Raw genomic sequence first — 18814 nt, 5'->3', positions numbered from 1 at the left:
CGGAACCCTGACCCGACCCGTGACCCCGGCGCGCCCCGTGCACGCCGGGGTCACGGCCGTCCGGTCCCGCTCCGACGGCCGTCCCGGCTCGTATGCGCCGCGATGTGCGCGCCCATGGACGGATGGCTGCCTAGCGTTGCAGGTGTCGATGTCTTGCGAGGCTGGAGGACGGGCATGGCAAGTATCCGGGTGATGGTCGCGGCCCTGGTGGCGGCCGTGGCAGCCCCTCTGGTCGTACCCGCCGGAAGCGTCGCCTCGGCGGCCCGGCCCCCTGCCGACGAGCGGTCGGGCGCGGCGGCCCGGCCGGCGGTCGAGCGGATGGGGTCGGTGCCGGTCACGGCGGTGCCGGTCCGCTCCGCCGGGACCGACCCGGCCACCCTGGCCGACTCGCGGGAGCCGGTCCCGGTCCGCTGGCCGGCGGCGGGGGCCGCCGAGGTGTCCCGGCCGACCCCGCCGAGCGGCCGGTCCGCCGAGCGGGAGCCACGCCGGGCCCAGGCCGGCGACCTGCCGGTCCGCGTGGGCACGCCGGCAAGCGGCACGGCCCCGGAGCGGGTACGCGTGGAGGTGCTCGACCAGGCCGCCGCCCGGGCGATCGGTCTCACCGGGGTACTGCTGAGGTTGCGCCGCGCCGACGGGGTGACCGCGGCGGGCCGGGCCACCGTGGAGGTCGACTATTCAGGGTTCGCGGCGGCGGCCGGCGGCAGCTTCGGCAGTCGCCTCCGACTGCTCCGGCTGCCCGACTGTGCCGCACCGGCCGACCCGGCGCCCGGCACGACGGGATGCGCCGGTGCCGCCGTACCCGTGCCGGGTCGCAACGAGGTCGCGGCCCGGCGGCTGGTCGCCGAGGTGGAGCTGCCCGGCACCTCGGACGCGGTCTACGCGGTCGCGGCGGCGCCGGAGGGCAGCACCGGTTCGTTCGCGGCGACCAAGCTGGCACCCTCGGCGACCTGGCAGGTCGGGCTCCAGTCCGGCGACTTCTCCTGGAACTACCCGCTCCAGGCGCCCAAGGTGCCCGGCCCGACGCCGGAACTCGCGATCACCTACTCGGCGTCCAGTGTGGATGGCCGGGCCGGCTCCTCGAACAACCAGCCATCCTGGGTCGGCGAGGGCTTCGACCTGTCGACCGGCTACATCGAGCGGTCCTACCGGACCTGCAAGGACGACACCGGCGGCTCGGTCAACGCGACCGACCTCTGCTGGGTCTCCGACAACGCCACGGCGGCCCTTCCCGGCGTCGGCGGTGCACTGGTCCGGGACGACGCCACCGGAGGCTGGCGGGCGCAGAACGACAGCGGCTGGAAGGTCGAGAAGCTGACCGGGGCGAACAACGGCGACGACGACGGTGAACACTGGCGGCTGACCTCACCCGACGGCACCCAGTACTACTTCGGGCTGAACCGGCCGACCGGCTGGGCGTCGGGGCGGCCGGAGACGAACTCGACCCAGACCGTGCCGGTCTTCGGCAACCACCCGGGCGAACCGTGCCGGACGTCGAGCGCGGCCACCTCCTGGTGCCAGCAGGCGTACCGGTGGAACCTCGACTACGTCGTCGACCGCAACGGCGACGCGATCTCGTACTGGTACCAGCGGGAGACCAACAACTACGGGCGCTACAACGGCTCGCCGTACTTCGGGGAGACCACCCCGTACGTCCGGGCGGCCCACCTGAGCCGGATCGACTACGGCCAGCGGGACGGCACGGTCTATTCCACGACCCCGGGCGCCCGGGTGAACCTCACCGCGGCCGACCGGTGTCGCACCGCCGGATCGACCTGCACCTCCGCCTCCGGGAACTGGTCGAACTGGCCGGACGTGCCGTGGGACCAGCAGTGCCAGAGTTCCTGCACCTACTACTGGACACCGACGTTCTGGACCAGCAAGCGGCTCGGCTCGGTCAGCACCCAGGCCCGGATCGACGGCACCCTGCGCGACGTCGACTCGTGGACGCTGCGGCAGTCGTACCCGGACCCGTATCCGGCGGACGAACCGTGGGGCGAGGAGAACGACGCCTCCCGGTCGCTCTGGCTGAACGGCATCACCCGGACCGGGAGCTCCGGCGGCACGACCGCGCTGCCCGAGGTGACCTTCACGGGCGTGTCGATGAAGAACCGGCACAACGGCAACGCGGACTTCCCGTCGCTCTACAAGTGGCGGGTCGCCCGGATCAACACCGAGACCGGCGGCCAGATCCAGATCTCGTACTCGGCGGCGCAGTGCGGCGCCGAGCCGTACATCGTCCCGGACCAGAACGTGAGCCGGTGCTACCCGAACGGGCGGCTGCCCAGCCCGTACGCCGGCCCGGACGTCTTCTACAAGTACGTGGTCAGCCAGGTCGCCGAGGTCGATCTGGTCGGCGGCGCCCCGACCCGGCTCACCCAGTACGAGTACGTCGGCGGCGCCGCCTGGCACTACGACGACTCCGAGGCCACCCCGACGAACCGGCGGGACTGGAACCACTGGCGCGGCTACCAGAAGGTGCGGGTACGCACCGGCAACGCGTCGGCCGGCGTGCAGGGCCTCACCGAGCACCTGTTCCTGCGCGGCATGGACGACGACCGGCTCTCCGGCGGCGGGCGGCGCGACGTGCGGGTCACCGACTCGACGGGTGCCCAGGTCGAGGACCATCCCCGGCTGTCCGGCTTCACCCGGGAGACGACCGTCCACGACGGTGTCGGCGGCCCGATGGTGACCAGCACGATCAACGACCCCTACCTGACCGCGCCGTTGGCCACCCGGGCCCGCACCGGCAACGACCCGTTGCAGGCGTACCAGCTCGACATCGCGGTGATCCGCAAGCGGGCGGCGCTGGCCGGCGGCGGAACCCGGCTCGCCGAGGAGCACCGCAGCTTCGACGCGCAGGGGCGGATCCGGCAGGTGAACGACCTCGGCGACGTTGCCGACAGCACCGACGACCGGTGCACCCAGACCACCTACGCGACCAGCCCGGACCGGCACCTGACGAACCTGCCGTCCCGGCTGCTGAAGCTGAGCCGCTCCTGCGACTCCATCCCCCGGTATCCGGCCGACCTGATCTCCGACGAGCGGCTCTACTACGACGGTGCCGCGACGACCGGCACGATCCCGGCCGCCGGCCACGCCACCCGGCACGACAAGACCGCCTCCTGGGGCGCCAGCGGGCAGGCGTTCGTCACCAACGTCCGGGCGAGCTACGACAGCCACGGCCGGGCGGTGGAGACCCTCGACTCCGGCGGCAACCGGTCGACCACCACCTTCACCCCGGCCAGCGGCGGGCCGGTGACCCAGCTGGTCCGGACCAACCCGCTCGGGCACACCGAGACCACCGTCCTCGATCCGGCCCGGGCCCAGCCGGTCGCCCAGGTCGACGCGGCCGGCCGGCGTACCGACGCCAGCTACGACGCGCTGGGTCGGCTGACCTGCGTGTGGGAGCCGGGTCGGCCGCGTACCTCCTGCGCCACCGCCACCCGGCGGTACGCGTACCAGGTGAGCACCGGCGGGCCGAGCGTGGTGAGCACCGCCACGCTGCGCGGCGACGGTGGCTACACCACCAGCTATCTGTTGCTGGACGGGCTGCTGCGAGAGCGGCAGACCCAGGACCCGTCGCCGTCCGGGGGTCGGATCGTCACCGACGTCCTCTACGACTCGCAGGGCCGGGTGGCCCGGAAGAACGCCCCCTACTACCACTCGTCCCCGCCGGCCGGCACCCTTGCCTCGGCGGCCGACGAGGCGGTACCGGCGGCGACGACGTACGGCTACGACGGGGCGAGCCGGCCGACCGTGGAAGCGCTGCGGTCGTACGGGGTGGAGCAGTGGCGCAGCACGACGACGTACGCCGGGGACCGGGTCTCGGTCGACCCGCCGGACGGGGAGACGGCGACGACCCGGATCCTCGACGTGGAGGGGAAGATGGTCGAGCTGCGCCAGTATTCGGGCGGGGCGCCGACCGGGGCGTACGACGCCACCCGCTACACGTACACCCGGGCCGGGCAGCTCTCCTCGGTGACCGACCCGGCCGGTAACGTCTGGCGGTACGGCTACGACCTGCGGGGCCGGAAGACCAGCACCGAGGACCCGGACGCCGGCACCACCAACTACGTCTACGACGAGGACGACCGGCTGGTCTCCACCACCGACGGACGCGGCCAGACCGTCGCGTACGACTACGACGACGCCGGCCGCAAGATCGGGGCGTACGCGGGCAGTCTCGACGGGAGCCGGCTGGCGTCGTGGAGCTACGACACCGCCCCGGGCGGGGTGGGCCTGCCGGCGACCAGCACCCGCTACCTCGACGGCCACGCGTACACCACCGAGGTACTCGGCTACGACCAGGCGGGCCGGCCGACCGGCACCGCCGTGACGATCCCGGCGGTGGAGAACGGACTGGCCGGGCGCTACCAGAACCGGCTCACCTACAACGACGCCGGCCAGGTCGGCACGGTGCGGATGCCGTTCGTGGAGGGCCGGACCACCCTCGGCGGGCTGCCCGACGAGACGCTGACCCTCGGCTACACCCCGCTCGGGCTCTCCTCGACCCTGACCGGACTGGCCGGCTACGTCACCGGGTCCCGCTACACCGAGCTGTCGGAGCCGCTGGAGCAGACGTTCGGCGCGGCCGGGGCACAGGTGTGGCAGACGTTCGGCTACGACCCGGCGACCCGGCGGGTGGTGCGGGCCCAGGTGACCCGGGAGTCGGCGAGCCAGCCGTCGGTCGCGGACCGGCGCTACGACTACGACCCGGCCGGCAACCTGCGCTCGGTCACCGACACCCCGGCGGGCGGCGCGGCAGACACCCAGTGCTTCCGCTACGACCACCTGCGCCGGCTGGTGACGGCCTGGACACCGACCGGTGGCTGCGCCGCCGCACCGAGCACGTCGGCGCTGGGCGGCCCGGCACCGTACTGGCACGACTACAGCTACGACGCGGCCGGGAACCGGCTCTCCGAGGTGCGGCACGCCGCCGGCGGCGACAGCGCGGCCAGCTACGGCTATCCGGCCGCCGGCACGGCGCAGCCGCACACGGTACGCACGGTGACCCGGACCGGTCCGGGCGGCCCGGGTACGGACTCCTACTCCTACGACGCCGCCGGGAACACCACCGCGCGGCCCGGCCAGGCGTTGACCTGGGACGCCGAGGGGCACCTGGCCACGGTGACGGCCGGCAGCGCGGTGACCAGCTTCGTCTACGACGCCGACGGCAACCGGCTGCTCCGCCGCGACCCCGGCGGCACCACCCTCTACCTGGACGGGATGGAGCTGCGCGCCGACTCGGGCACCGGTGCGGTCACCGGCACCCGCTCGTACCGGTTCGGCGGCGAGACGGTCGCGGTGCGTACCCCGGCCGGGTTGACCTGGGTCGCCACCGACCTGCACGGCACCGCGGATCTGGCGATCGACGCGGCGTCGCTGGCCGTGACCGTGCGCCGGCACCTGCCGTTCGGGGCGCCGCGCGGCGCGACCCCGACGTGGCCGGACGAGCGGGGCTTCGTCGGCGGGCAGCGCGACGCGTCGACCGGGCTGACCCATCTCGGGGCCCGCGAATACGACCCGGCGATCGGCCGGTTCATCTCCGCCGACCCGGTCACCGACGTCGAGGATCCGCAACAACTCCAGGGCTACGCGTACGCGGAGAACAATCCGACCTCGTTCAGCGACCCGGACGGGCGCAAGACGAAGAAGGAGCAGCAGAAGCAGCTCCAGGCCGAGCTGAAGAAGCTGATGAAGCAGGCGTTCCGTGACCCGGACGCGCTGTACGACATCCTGACGAAGCTGGTCGACCTGCTCAAGAAGGACCCCTACAGCAAGGAGGTCCGCACCGAACTCAACAAGATCGCGTCGATCATCAACGCCGAGGTCGACGACATCTACAAGGAGCTGGGCGCGTCCTCGCTGAGCAGCCAGGCCAAGAAGGGACTCCAGGCCCGGATCCAGACCCTGGCGAACTTCATCACCTCGCTCGGCGAACTGGTGCAGACGGTGCTCGGCAAGGAGTTCGCCACCTGGCGGGCCCGGCAGAACGCCGGCGTCACCCTCGCCGCCAGAGGGGAGGCGGCCGCGGCCGGCGCCTCCTGCTCCCAGGTCAACGGCGGGCTCTGGGTCTGCGGCGGCGCGAAGTGGACGTTCAAGGATCGGGAGTACACCCACGGGAACATCTTCCTGACCAAGCGGCCCACCAAGGACGCGCTCAAGGACAAGCTGCTTCTCGCGCACGAGGTCCGGCACGCCACCCAGTGGGCCCTGTTCGGGCCGATCTGGTTCGCCGCCCTCTACGACAAGATGGACAAACTGTCGAAGCGGGCGTTCCAGGTCTTCGGCCCGCGCAAGCTGGGTGGGCAACAGTGCACCGACCCCGGCGCCTGCTACAACCCGTTCGAGATGGACGCCAACCTGTTCGGCGGCGGGTACTACAAGTGACCCTTGTCAACCCGTCGATGGCGCGGCCCCGGGGCCGTGGTCGAGCTTGCCGCGGACCGTCGCGGCCTCGGGGCGGCCCAGCCGGTCGAAGATGGTCAGCGCCGCCCGCCAGGCCAGGTGGGCATCGGGTACGGCCCCGGTGGCGTGGTGCGCGTCGCCGAGGCGGTGCAGGGATTCCGCCTCCTGGGTCCACTGGCCGAGTTCCCGGCACAGCTCGACCGCCTGCCGCAGGTAGCCGATCGCCGGCCCGTGGTCGCCGAGCAGGTGGTGGGCGTAGCCGAGGCTGTCCAGGGCGCTCGCCTCGCCGCCCCGGTTGCCGCTCTTGCGGTGCAGCAGCAGGGCCTGTTCGCAGTGCTCGATCGCCTCCCGGTAGCGGCCGAGCAGCGCCTGGCACCAGCCGACCGAGTTGAGCGCGCTGGCCTGGCCGTCCAAATGGCCCACCTGCTGGAACAGCCGCAGCGCGCGCAGGTCGCTGCGGAGCGCGCTCGCCGGGTCGCCCTGCCGTTCGGCCAGCCAGCCGAGGCTGCGGTGGGTGAACGCCTCGCCGACGGTGTCACCGAGTTCGTCGAAGAGGTCCAGCGCCCGCCGGTACGCCGCCCGCGCGTCGTCGTGGCGCCGCAACCGTACGTACGCCCCACCGAGGAGGCGGTGGGCGTGCGCCTGGGCAGAGCGGTCACCGAGGCGGTCGAGCGCCGGCATCACCCGCCCGACGGTGGCCAACCAGTCGTCCCAGTGTCCACGATGGTCGAAGAAGTTCACCAGGGTCCAGGCGAGCTGCCAGGCCGGCGCGTCGAATCCGGTCTCGACGGCCCGGGCGACCACGTCCAGCAGTACGGCGTGCTCGGCGGCGAACCAGGCCAGCGCCGCCTGCTGGTCGGCGAGCCGCTCGGCGGCCACCCCGTCGCCGGGCGGCGCGTTGGCGATCGGGTCCCGCTGCGGCCAGATCAGCCGGTCGGCGGCGCGAGCCGTGTGCAGGTAGTGGTCGAGCAGCCGGCGTTCGGCGGCCTGTCGTTCGTGTTCCGGGTCGTCGCCGGCCAGCTCGATGGCGTACGCCCGCAACAGGTCGTGGCAGGCGTACCGGCCGGGGAACACCTCGGCGACCAGGTGCGCGGCGGCCAGTTCGGCGAGGACCGGGCGGAGCCGGTCGGCCGGCTCGGCGGCGAGGCTGGCCGCCGCCGGCACGGTGATGCTGGGACCGGGAGGCAGGGCGAGCAGCCGGAACAGCCGCGCCGCCGCCGGGCTCAGGGTGCGGTAGGACCAGGAGAAGACGGTACGGATGTTGGTGGCCGGGCTGGCCGCCCGGAACCCGTCCAGACCCTGGTCGGCGTGGCGTAGCTCGTCGGCGAAGGATTCCAGCGGGAAGCGCGGGTTGCCGGCCGCCCGGGCGGCCACGATCGCCAGCGCCAGCGGGAGCCGGCTGGACCGGCTGACGATCTCCGCCACTGCCTCGGGTTCGTCGGCCACCCGCCCGTCGCCGAGGCGGCGGGCCAGCAACTGCCGCGCCTCCGGCTCGGAGAGCAGATCCAGGCCGAGTGGATGCGCTCCCTCGGTGGTGACCAGGTCGGCGAGCTGGTTGCGGCTGGTGACGAGTACGGCGCAGCCCGGCGAGCCGACCAGCAGCGGGCGTACCTGGTCGGCGTCGCGGGCGTTGTCCAGCACCACCAGCACCCGCCGGCCGGCCAGCCTCGCCCGGTAGAGGCCGGCCTGGGCCGCCTCGGTGACCGGAAACTGCTGCTGCGGTACGCCCAGCGCGTCGAGGAAACCCCGGATCGCCTCACCGGGGCCGAGCGCCGAGCCGGTCTGGTCGAAGCCGCGCAGGTTGACGTACAACTGGCCGTCGGGAAACCGGTCCGCCACCGCGTGCCCGGCCCGGATCGCCAGGCTGGACTTGCCCACCCCCGGCGGCCCGGTGACGACCATGGTCTCGGCCCGGTCGACCAGGTCGTCCAGCCGGCGCCGGATGTCGTCCAGCTCCGCCTCGCGGCCGACGAAGCGCGCCGGGTCCGGCGGCAGCAGATGCGGCGCACCCCGTCCGGCGGGGGTCGGCTCCCCGGCGCCGACGGCTGTGCTGGGTGGGCTGGCCGGGGCTGGCGGGTCGGCAACGGGGGCCGGCGGTGGTCCGCTGACGGCGCCATGTGGTCCGGCTGACGCGGTGCCGGCCGCCCCGGTCGGCGGTGTCGGCCGTTGGTGCAGCGGCTGGTCCGGGCGTACCCCGGAGACCGGTGAGCGGAGGGTCGGCGGTGTCGGCGGTGTCGGCGGTTGGTGCAGCGGGACGTCACGTTGCAGGATGCGGCGCTGCAACCGCTGGAGGTCGGGGGCGTCGATGCCGCGCTCGCGCAGCAGGACCAGGCCGGTCCGGCAGAGCTGGGCGGCCTCGTCCACCCGCTGCTCGGCGTAGAGGGCGACGGCGAGCAGCCGGCGCAGCCTCTCGTCGTACGGCTCCTCGGCCACCGCACCGGAGAGCGCGATGACCACCTCGCCGTACCTGCCGAGCGAGGCGAGCGCCTCGGCGTGGGCGAGCCGGGCCGACCGGTGCAGTGCGGTGAGCCGGGCGACCTCGTTCAGCGCGAACGGGCGGTCGGCCACGTCGGCGTAGGCCGGGCCACGCCAGAGCCCCAGGGCGTCGTGCAGCACGGTGACGGCCCGGCTCGTCTCCTCGGCGTCGCCGGCCCGCAGCAGTTGCCGGGCCCGCGTGTGTTCCCGCTCGAACCGGTGTGCGTCGATCTGCTCAGGGGCCAGGCCCAGCCGGTATCCCCGGCCGGCGGGGTTGCCGGCGCCACTGACGATCTCGGCGGCGCCGGGGGAGTCCGGTTGCAGCGCCCGGCGTACGTGTGACACGTGACTGCGCAGCGTGGCCGGTGCGCCGGGCGGGACCGCGTCGCCCCAGAGCAGCTCCACCATCCGGCTGGCCGGCACGGAAGTATCCCGGTTGAGCAGGAGGATCGACAGCACCTCGACCTGTCGCGGCCCCAGCCGGACCGGTACGCCGTCCCGCAGCACTCGCACCGGCCCCAGCACCGAAACCAGCAGCATCCACCCTCCCACCCCGTAGCCCGCCGCCGCGACAGTGGAGCCTGTTGATGTTACCGACGCATCATCCACACACCTTCCACGCCTCTTCCACAGCGAAGTGTGATCCTGAGTAGACGGTGCTCCACGGGAGCGGGGGAGGAGCGGTCGCGATGGACCTCGCGGTCGGCCTGTTGGGGCCGTTGGACATCCGTCAGGACGGGGAGCAGGTGGCGGCGCCGGTCGGCAACCGGCGGCGAATCCTCGCCCTGATGCTGCTCGACGGCGGTGCCGTGTCGCGTACCAGGTTGGTGGCCGAGCTGTGGGGACGGGCGGCACCCCGGTCGGCCCCGGCCAACCTGCGTACCTACCTGTCCGGGCTGCGGGCGTGGTTGGCCAACCGCGCGGACCTGGTACGCGACGGCTCCGGATGGCGGCTCGTGCCACCGCCCCGGGTGCGGTTCACCGTCGACGCGACCAGCTTCCAGGCCGCCCTGACCGAGGGACGGCGGGCGGTCCAGGGCGGCGATCTCGTGGGCGCGGGCGGCCACCTGCACCGTGCCCTGGGGTACTGGCGGGGAGCACCGTTGCAGGACGTGCCGCAGGGAGGGCCGCTGGCCGCCCGCGCCGCGGTACTGGAGGCGGAACGGTTCGCCGCCACCGAGGAGTACGCGGACGTGCTGGTCAAGCTCGGGGAATACGAGGCGGCTCGGGCGATGCTGCACGAGTTCCTCGGCGACCATCCGCATCGGGAGCGGGCCTGGGGACAGCTCATGGTGGCCTGCTATCGGGGTGGTGACCTGGCGGGTTCGCTCGCCGCGTACCGGAGCGCGCGGGTCGCGCTGATCAGCGGGTACGGGATGGAGCCGGGCGCCGAGCTGGCCGCCCTGCATCGCGCGATCCTGCAACGCAAGCTTCCCGTCACGGCGTCGCGGGCCACCCGGAATCCGCCGGAGCAGCTACCGCACCGGCACCCGATGCGCCCGCCGGCCCGGATCGTGCGCCGCTGGGAGTCCGCCGGCTCCGCAGAGCGGGGGTGACTCCGGCGCCCGGTGGCCCGGACCGCCGGATCAGTCCAGGCCACCGAATGCCTTCCGCCCCCAGCTCTCGCTCCCGGCTTCCGCTCCCGGCTTCCGCTCCCGGCTACCGGCTTCCGCTCCCGGCTTCCGGCTTCCGGCTTCCGGCTTCCGCTCCAGGGTCAGCGAAGGTCGCGGAAGAACTCCCGGATGTCGGCGGTCAGCGCCTCGGGTTCCTCCAGCGCGGCGAAGTGGCCGCCCTGGTCGACGTCGACCCACCGGGTGATGGTGTTCTCCTGTTCGGCGTAGCGCCGAATTCCGACGTCGTGGGCGAAGACGATCGCCGCGGTGGGCACGCCGGAGTTCGGTTTGCTGGCGCCCCACCCGGATTCCTGGGCATAGCCGACGTACGCCGCCGTGCCGGCCGTACCGGTCAGCCAGTAGATCATGGCGTTCGTCAACAGCATGTCCCGGTCGACGATCTTGTCGGGCAGGACCGGTCGGGGATGCGTCCACTCCCGGAACTTGTCCATCAGCCAGCCGAGCTGGCCGACCGGCGAGTCGGTCACGCCGTACGCGAGAGTCTGGGGGCGGGTGGACTGGATGGCGATGTAGCCGAACTCCTCCTGCATGAACGCCTCGATCCGGCCGATCCGATCCCGTTCGACGTCGGACAGGCTGGCCAGTTCCTCGTCGCTCAGCGGCAGTGGCGGCAGCGGGCCGGGGCCGCCGTTGACGTGCACCCCGGCGACGCGGTCCGGCGCGACCCGGCCCAGTTGTGGGCTGACCGCGGCACCGATGTCGCCGCCGTGCGCCCCGTAGCGCTGGTAGCCCAGCCGGTGCATCAGCTCGGCCCAGGCCCGGGCGATACGATCGGTGTCCCACCCGGCATCGGTGGTCGGCCCGGAGAAGCCGAACCCGGGCAGCGCCGGGATGACCACGTGGAACGCGTCGGCCGGGTCACCGCCGTACGCGCGTGGGTCGGTCAGCGGTCCGATCAGGTCGAGGAACTCCACCACCGAGCCGGGCCAGCCGTGGGTCAGGACCAGCGGGAATGCGTCCGGTTCCGGGGAGCGTACGTGCACGAGGTGGATTCGCTGCCCGTCGATCATGGTGGTGAACTGCGGGAACTCGTTGAGCCGTGCCTCGGCCGCGCGCCAGTCGTAGCCGCTGCGCCAGTAGTCGACCAGCTCCCGCAGCCAGGTGGTGGGTACGCCGGTGTCCCAGTCGTCGCCGGGCAGCGCGACGGGCCAGCGAGTCCGGGCGAGCCGATCGCGCAGGTCGTCGAGTTGCTCCTGCGGAACGTCGATCCGGAACGGGGTGATGTCTTCGGTCATGAGTGCAACGTAGGGGGCAGCTAGGACAGCTTCTGTCCTAGCCGGCTGGCAGAATTCGGCGGGTGTTGGAAACCTCGGCGCGGCTGCTCCGACTGCTGTCCCTGCTACAGACACCCCGCGACTGGACCGGCGCTGACCTGGCCGACCGGCTCGGAGTCGACGTACGGACCGTCCGGCGCGACGTCGACAAGCTGCGTACCCTCGGCTATCCGGTGCATTCCACGCCGGGCGTGCCCGGCTACCGGCTCGGCGCCGGAGCGAACCTCCCACCGCTGCTCTTGGACGACGACGAGGCGATCGCCGTCGCCATCGGGCTGCGCGCCGCCGCCAGCGGCACGGTCGCCGGCATCGAGGAAAGCTCGGTACGCGCGCTCGTCAAGCTCGAACAGGTCCTCCCGGCGCGGCTGCGACGCCGGGTGAACCTGCTGCACTCGGTCACCGTGACCGTCCCCGCCACCGGCCCGACCGTCGACCCCGAAACCCTGACCGCCGTCGCCGCGGCCTGCCGCGACCACCACCGGCTCCGCTTCGACTACCGCAGCCACGACGGTACGACGTCAATCCGCACGGCAGAGCCCCATCGGCTCGTACACACCGGCCGACGCTGGTACCTCATCGGCTGGGACGTCGAGCGGGCCGACTGGCGCACGTACCGGATCGACCGCCTGGCCCCGCGCGTCCCGGTGGGTCCCCGCTTCACCCCGCGCGCGGCACCCGACCGCGACCTCGCCGGGTATCTGTCGCACGGCGTCTCGACCGCGGCCTACCGATACCAGGCGCACGTCACGCTGCACGTACCCGCCGAGGTGGCCGCCGAGCAGATCCTCCCGACGGTCGGCGTCATCGAGGCCGTCGACCCGCAGACCTGTCTCCTGCACACCGGGTCGAACTCCCTCGACGAACTGGCCGTCTATCTCGGCCTGTTCGACCTCCCCTTCACCGTGCACGAACCACCCGAACTGGTCACGCGCATCCGCGCCCTCGCCACCCGCCTCGCCGACAGCGTCGGCTGACCGCCAGGCAACTCGACCCAACGGCATCGCACCGGGTGCTCGGCGGCTCAGGCACGGTGTCTGCGGTCCCGAGTCCACCGTCCGCCGATGCGGCTTCGGCCCGCGCTGTGGCCGGGCGGCAGGTCGAGGACATCGATCAACGTCGGATCTTCGTCAATCGCGTGGTGAAGGTGTCCGATCTTGCCGGTACTGCTGGCGTCGGTGGTGCCGACCAGTTGCCAGAGCCCGCCGTCGGCGTCGTTCACCACCAGCAGGACAGGCTCGCGATGCTCGAAGACCTCGACCGTCTGGATGCAGTGGGTGCCCAGCAGCCAGTGCCGCATCCACCGCGCGCGTCGATCACGCTCCATGACCTGGTCCGCCACCCACCACACGAACGGCAGATCTTCGTGGGCGCGAGCCTGGTCCGCCGTCAGGTCTGGGCCGCCCTGCGGTACCTGCGCGAACGGCTCGTCCGTGAGGGAGAACGCGTGGCCCTCCTCGTGCGCGAACACCCGAGCGTGGAACGTGCCGCCGCCCGGATTGCCGACGCCGATCCCGATCGACAGCGCGCCGACGTGTGGCTCCGACCCGGTGGTCCAGCCGAACGCGTACGAGGCCAGTTCGCCCCGAGGACCGACGAACTCGCCGAAGGCGCGGCGATGCATGCCGGTGGCCCCCGCAGCCGGCAGCTCGACGAGCGCACCCTCCATGACCTGGATCTTCACCCGGACAACCTAGCTGGTGCGCGAGCCGGCCGACAGGCTCGCGCCGCTTTGATCGGCGGCAACTGGTCGTACGCGTGTGCTAGAACTCTCGCTGGCATATGTCGTGGGAGGGGACCGATCGTGAACGTGCGTGACGCGGCCAGACGGTGGGCGGCAGTCTGGGCGGAGGGCTGGCCGGCCAAGGACGTCGACGGGATCGTCGCGCTACAGGCCGAGGAGGCCGACCATTGGGCGTCGATGTTCCGTCCCTATCGGGGGCGCGCGGGACTGCGCGGCTATGTCCAGGAGTGCTTCGACGAGGAGACCCGGCCGGCCGAGGTCTGGTTCGGCGAGCCACAGGTCGATGGCGAGCTGGCGACCGTGGAGTACTGGGCGGTGACCTATCCGAACGGCGAGCCGCTCACCATTTCCGGCTGTACGCTGCTGCGCTTCGACGAAGCGGGTCTGGTTGCCGAGGCCCGCGACTACTCGCACGTCAAAGAAGGGCGCCTGCTGCCGCCCGAGAGCCTGTTCGGCTGAGGCGCCGGCCGATGCCGGTGCGGCCCTCGACCGAATATCACGTCCGCGTCGTCGCACCACCTGACGGTGAGTGGTGGTTGTAGGTTCGGCCCATGAGTTCGGGGCCTGCCGGCCGGCCACTCGTCTTTCTCGACGTGGACGGGCCGCTGATCACGTTCGCCGCACGTCCAGCCGGCCCTGAGCGTTCTTTGGGTTCGGTGCGCTCGACTTCCCCGGACGACGTGTGCGGCAATCCGCTCCTGGACAGGCTCCGCCCGGAGGACGGGCGGATGCTGCTGGCATTGGGATGTCAGCTCGTCTGGGCGACGACCTGGATGGCGGAGGCGAACGAGGTCGTCTCGCCGCGGCTCGGGCTCCCGGAACTCCCGGTCGTCGACTGGCCCGACTCGGACGACAGCCCGCAGTACGGCCTGCACTGGAAGACGGCGTTCCTGACCTGGTGGGCGGCCGGACGTCCGTTCCTCTGGCTGGACGACGAGATTACCGACGCCGACCAGGCGTGGGTTGCGGCCCACTACCCAGGGAGGGCCCTGCTGCATCGCGTCGACCCCTACCTGGGCCTTACCGAGGCGGACTTCGCACTGATCCGCCGCTGGCTCGCAGGGTGACGACGTGCAGTTCATTCGCGGCTGAGCCGCGGCCGACCGTCGCGGTGTCGACCGGCCACCCTCACTCGAAACGAGGCTGGTGCCAACCACATCCGGACGGTGCCACCGTCGGTGCCGACAATCCTGGACGATGCCCAACTTCACGTGGACCGGACATCGGGGATACCCACGGTGGCCGCCGGATGTCCACTTGGCGCCATGTCGCCTCTGCGGCACCACAGGTTGATGACCAAGGAAATGCTCCGGCCACAGACTCCGACTGTCGCCGTTGACGGCGTCTTCGCGAGAGTCGAAGGAGACCCCGCCATGTCATCTCCGCTGCGTCGTGCCGCTGCCGGTCTGGCCGCCGTACTCGCGCTCATCGCCGCCGGGCCCCCACCGGCGACCGCCGCGCCCCCGCCCTCGGTACCCCGGGCCACCGGGTCGCTGGCCGCGCTCGGCGTGGCCGCTGCCGGGTCGCGGGTCACCCTGATCACCGGCGACGTCGTCGAGGTCTCGTCGGCCGGCGATGGCCGGTACGCGGCGTCGGTCCGCCCGGCGGCCGGACGGGAACGGATCACCTTCCACACCATGGAAGTGGACGGCGGACTGCGGGTGCTGCCCAGCGACGTCGTGCCGTACGTCTCGGCAGGCACCCTGGACGCCGACCTGTTCGACGTGCAGGAGCTGATCGCCGACGGGTACGCCGACGGCGCCGCGGCCAGCCTGCCGTTGATCGTCCGCTACCAGAACCCCGCCGACACCGCCCGCACCCTGGCCGGTACGACCAACGCCCGGCCGCTGACCAGCATCGGCGGCGCCGCGTTGACGGCCGGGAAGGACTCGCTGGCCGGATTCTGGCAGACGGTCAGCCCGGCCGGCGCCGCCGGCGCGCCCCGCACCGCCGCCGCCCCCGCCCTCGGCGGCGGGATCAGCCAGATCTGGTTGGACGGCCGGGTGCGGCCGGTACTGGACCGCAGCGTCGCCCAGATCGGCGCGCCGGCCGCCTGGCAGGCGGGCCTGGACGGTGCCGGGGTGAAGGTGGCGGTACTCGACACCGGGGTCGACCAGACCCACCCCGACCTGACCGGCAAGGTGACGCTGGCCCGGAACTTCAGCGGCAGCCCGGACACCACCGACCACCATGGACACGGTACCCACGTGGCGGCGACCGTGGCCGGCACCGGCGCCGGATCCGGCGGTACCCGCAAGGGGGTGGCACCCGGCGCGAGCCTGCTGGCCGGCAAGGTGCTCGGCGACGACGGCAGCGGCTACGACTCCTGGATCATCGCCGGGATGGAGTGGGCCGCCGAACAGGGCGCGGCGGTGGTCAACCTGAGCCTCGGCGGCGGGCCGACCGACGGCACCGACCCGCTCAGCCAGGCGCTGAACCGGATCACCAGCGACACCAGCACCCTCTTCGTGGTGGCCGCCGGCAACCAGGGCGCCAACTACACCGTCGGTACGCCGGGCGCGGCCAGCTCCGCGCTGACCGTCGGCGCGGTGGACCGGGACGAGTCGCTCGCCGACTTCTCCAGCCGGGGTCCTCGACTCGGCGACGAGGGACTGAAGCCGGAGATCACCGCCCCCGGGGTGGGTATCGTGGCCGCCCGGGCCGCGGGTACCAGCATGGGCCGGCCGGTCGACGACCGGTACACCGCCGCCTCCGGCACCTCGATGGCGACGCCACACGTGGCCGGCGCCGCCGCGCTGCTGGCCCAGGCGCACCCGGACTGGACGGCGGCGCGGCTGAAGGACGCACTGGTCAGCACCGCCCGGACCAACCCGGAGTTGTCGGTCTTCGACGAAGGTACCGGCCGGGTCGACGTCGCCCGGGCGGTCGGCCAGCGGGTGTACGCCAGCGGCCAGGTCGACTTCGGCCTGCACACCGATCCGGACTCCGCCGCCACCGCCCGGACTGGTACGGCGGCGGCGCCGGTCGGCAAGGTCGTCACGTACACCAACGACGGGCCGGCGCCGGTCACGCTCACCCTCGCCGTCGAGTTGGAGAACGTCGTCACCGAGGTACCGGAGACCGACGCCGTGACGACCGGCTCCCGGACGGTCACCGTGCCGGCCGGCGGGTCGGTGGACGTACCGGTCACCGTCGACCTGGCGAAACTGGACCGGGGACTCTTCGGGGGCTGGATCACCGCTACCGGTCCGGGTGGCGTGCTCGCCAGCACGGCGCTGGGAATCACCCTGGACGGCCCCCGGCACCGGGTCACCCTCCGGGCGGTCGGCCGGGCCGGCCAGCCGGTGACGGTGCCGGTCCTCGCGCTGATGGGCGACAGCTACCGCTGGGACAACCTGAACTTCCTGTGGGCGGGGGAGAGCAAGAGCATCGAGGTCGGCGAGGGTAGCTATCTACTGCACGCGCTGATCGAGGACGGCGGCGTACTCGACGAGCAGGCCACCCTGATCACCGACCCCGAACTGCGGGTCGACCGGGACCTGGAGGTGCTGCTCGACGCCCGCAAGGGCACCCCGATCCGGATCGAGACGCCGAAGCCGGCCGAGCAGCAGGCGGTGCTGAGCTACTACTCGCACCGGGTGACCGGCACCGGTCGCCGGATCAGCCACGGCACCATGCACTTCAGCACGGTCCAGCAGGTCAACGTCACCCCGACCCGGAAGTTGACCAGCGGGGAGTACGAGTTCTCGTCCCGGTGGCAGCTCGTCGCGCCGATGGTGCGCGCCGAGGTCGCCGGGGTCTCCGGTCCGCTCGACATCAACCTCATCGGGCAGTCCCCGGCGTACGACGGGCCCCGCCGGTTCCCGCTCGTCTACGCCGGCCGGGGCACCCCGGAGGAGCTGGCCGAGGCGAAGGTACGCGGCGCGGCGGTACTCGTCGAGTCGGGCAACGAGCCGGACGGCGAGGAGGCGCCGAGCGAGAGCGAGGTGACCGCGGCGGCGGCCCGGGCCGGCGCCGCGGTGACCCTGATGGTACGTCCGGCGGACTGGTCGGCGTGGACCGTGTGGTCGCCGCTAGGCGACCGGGAGCCGATCCCGATGCTGGCGGTGGCGAACGACGACGGCCAGCGGCTGATCGCCCGGGCGCTGCGGGGCCGGGCGACGCTGGACCTGACCCTCACCACCTCCAGTCCCTATCTCTACGACGTGCAGCACGTCGAGCGGAACCGGATCCCGGATCGGATCGTCTACCGGGTGACCCCGGCCAACTCGACACGGATCACCACCCGGTACGCCGACAACGGCGGATTCCCCTGGGCGAAGGAGCAGCGGTTCGGATGGCGCCCCTGGCAGACCTATGCATGGAACGACACGTCCCGGTTCGTGGCCACCCCGAAGGAGCGCGAGGAGTGGGTGACCACCGGCGACTCGGTCTGGCAGCACCGGGTGAGCCACGAGTGGCCGTGGAACGAGATGGGCCCGCTCGAAAGCGGGATGGCCGAACGGCCCACCAGCTACCGTGCCCGTAGCGCCGAGGAGACCTGGCTCGCCCCGGTGGTCCGCCCGGCCGCGCCGCGCGGGATACCGGAGCTGGTCTCCACCCGCACCGGCAACACACTCGCGCTGCGGGTACCCGAGTTCGTCGATCCCGAGGGGCACTACACGATCGGCGAGGCGTCCCGGGCCGGTGCCACGCTGTGGCGGGACGGGAAGCTGCTGGCCGAGCTGCCCGACGCCCGGCAGGACGTGACCACCACCGGGCCCGAGGCCGACTACCGGCTGGCCCTGACCACCGAGCGCGGTGGCGAGGAGTGGGTCTGGGGCACCCGTACCGAGACGGTGTGGCAGTTCCGGTCCGGGCAGCGGTCCGGTGACGAGGCACGGCCGCTGCCGCTGTTGCAGGTCGACTACGCCGCGCCGGTGGACCTGACCGGCCGGGCCACCGGACGGCAGCACACCGTCGGGCTGACCGTCCGGCACCAGGACGGGCACGCCACCGCGTCGGGGACCAGGCTGACCGCCGAGGTCTCCTTCGACGAGGGCGCCACCTGGCGGCCGGTCCAGGTGACCGGGCACGGCAACGCCTACCGGGCGAGCGTCCCGGCCGGGAAGGGCACGGTGTCGCTGCGGGTCCGGGCCACCGACCGGTCCGGCAACGCGGTCACCCAGACCGTGATCCGGGCGTACGGCCTGCGCTGAGCGGATGCCGGGCGGGACGGCGCAGCACCACCGTCCCGCTCGGACCGGCGCCGTCCGCCCCCAACCGCCCCGACCGGGTGCGGCTGGCACTGCCTCGACCGTTGCCGTCCGGGCACCGTCCCG

9 protein-coding genes are annotated in these 18814 nt (G+C 72.8%); 6 read left to right on the top strand and 3 right to left on the bottom strand.

Going from position 1 to position 18814, the window contains the following annotated elements:
- Window positions 1–174 precede the first annotated feature (174 nt).
- Complete coding sequence (locus tag Pma05_RS29935; RefSeq protein ID WP_203860839.1) at window positions 175–6390, top strand: RHS repeat-associated core domain-containing protein; 6216 nt, start codon at window positions 175–177, stop codon at window positions 6388–6390.
- Window positions 6391–6396: 6 nt separating this feature from the next.
- Here the strand turns inward: Pma05_RS29935 and Pma05_RS29930 are convergent, their stop codons facing one another.
- On the bottom strand, window positions 6397–9423 hold the full coding sequence (locus tag Pma05_RS29930; RefSeq protein WP_203860838.1) for an AfsR/SARP family transcriptional regulator: 3027 nt from the start codon (window positions 9421–9423) through the stop codon (window positions 6397–6399).
- Between the two features lie 149 nt (window positions 9424–9572).
- Between Pma05_RS29930 and Pma05_RS29925 the strand changes: the two genes are divergently transcribed.
- Entirely contained in the window at window positions 9573–10439 is an 867-nt protein-coding gene (locus tag Pma05_RS29925; RefSeq protein ID WP_203860837.1) for an AfsR/SARP family transcriptional regulator, read from the top strand.
- A 158-nt stretch (window positions 10440–10597) separates the two neighbouring features.
- On the opposite strand, the gene Pma05_RS29920 is transcribed toward Pma05_RS29925, so the two are convergent.
- Complete coding sequence (locus Pma05_RS29920) at window positions 10598–11752, bottom strand: epoxide hydrolase family protein (protein WP_203860836.1); 1155 nt, start codon at window positions 11750–11752, stop codon at window positions 10598–10600.
- Window positions 11753–11814: 62 nt separating this feature from the next.
- Between Pma05_RS29920 and Pma05_RS29915 the strand changes: the two genes are divergently transcribed.
- Entirely contained in the window at window positions 11815–12765 is a 951-nt protein-coding gene (locus tag Pma05_RS29915; RefSeq protein ID WP_203860835.1) for a helix-turn-helix transcriptional regulator, read from the top strand.
- A gap of 47 nt (window positions 12766–12812) precedes the next feature.
- Here the strand turns inward: Pma05_RS29915 and Pma05_RS29910 are convergent, their stop codons facing one another.
- Window positions 12813–13472 (bottom strand): hypothetical protein, encoded by a 660-nt coding sequence (locus Pma05_RS29910; protein WP_203860834.1) that lies wholly within the window; start codon window positions 13470–13472, stop codon window positions 12813–12815.
- 120 nt (window positions 13473–13592) lie between these two features.
- Between Pma05_RS29910 and Pma05_RS29905 the strand changes: the two genes are divergently transcribed.
- From Pma05_RS29905 to Pma05_RS29895, 3 genes are all read left to right on the top strand, one after another.
- Window positions 13593–13991 (top strand): nuclear transport factor 2 family protein, encoded by a 399-nt coding sequence (locus Pma05_RS29905; protein ID WP_203860833.1) that lies wholly within the window; start codon window positions 13593–13595, stop codon window positions 13989–13991.
- 92 nt (window positions 13992–14083) lie between these two features.
- Entirely contained in the window at window positions 14084–14599 is a 516-nt protein-coding gene (locus Pma05_RS29900; RefSeq protein ID WP_203860832.1) for an HAD domain-containing protein, read from the top strand.
- Between the two features lie 306 nt (window positions 14600–14905).
- Window positions 14906–18691 (top strand): S8 family serine peptidase, encoded by a 3786-nt coding sequence (locus tag Pma05_RS29895; RefSeq protein ID WP_203860831.1) that lies wholly within the window; start codon window positions 14906–14908, stop codon window positions 18689–18691.
- The last annotated feature ends 123 nt before the right edge of the window (window positions 18692–18814 follow it).

It is taken from the genome of Plantactinospora mayteni, assembly GCF_016862935.1.
In the GTDB taxonomy this organism is placed as follows: domain Bacteria; phylum Actinomycetota; class Actinomycetes; order Mycobacteriales; family Micromonosporaceae; genus Plantactinospora; species Plantactinospora mayteni.
Note: the sequence above shows the minus strand (reverse complement) of the source record. Positions and strands in the feature narration are given on the sequence as shown.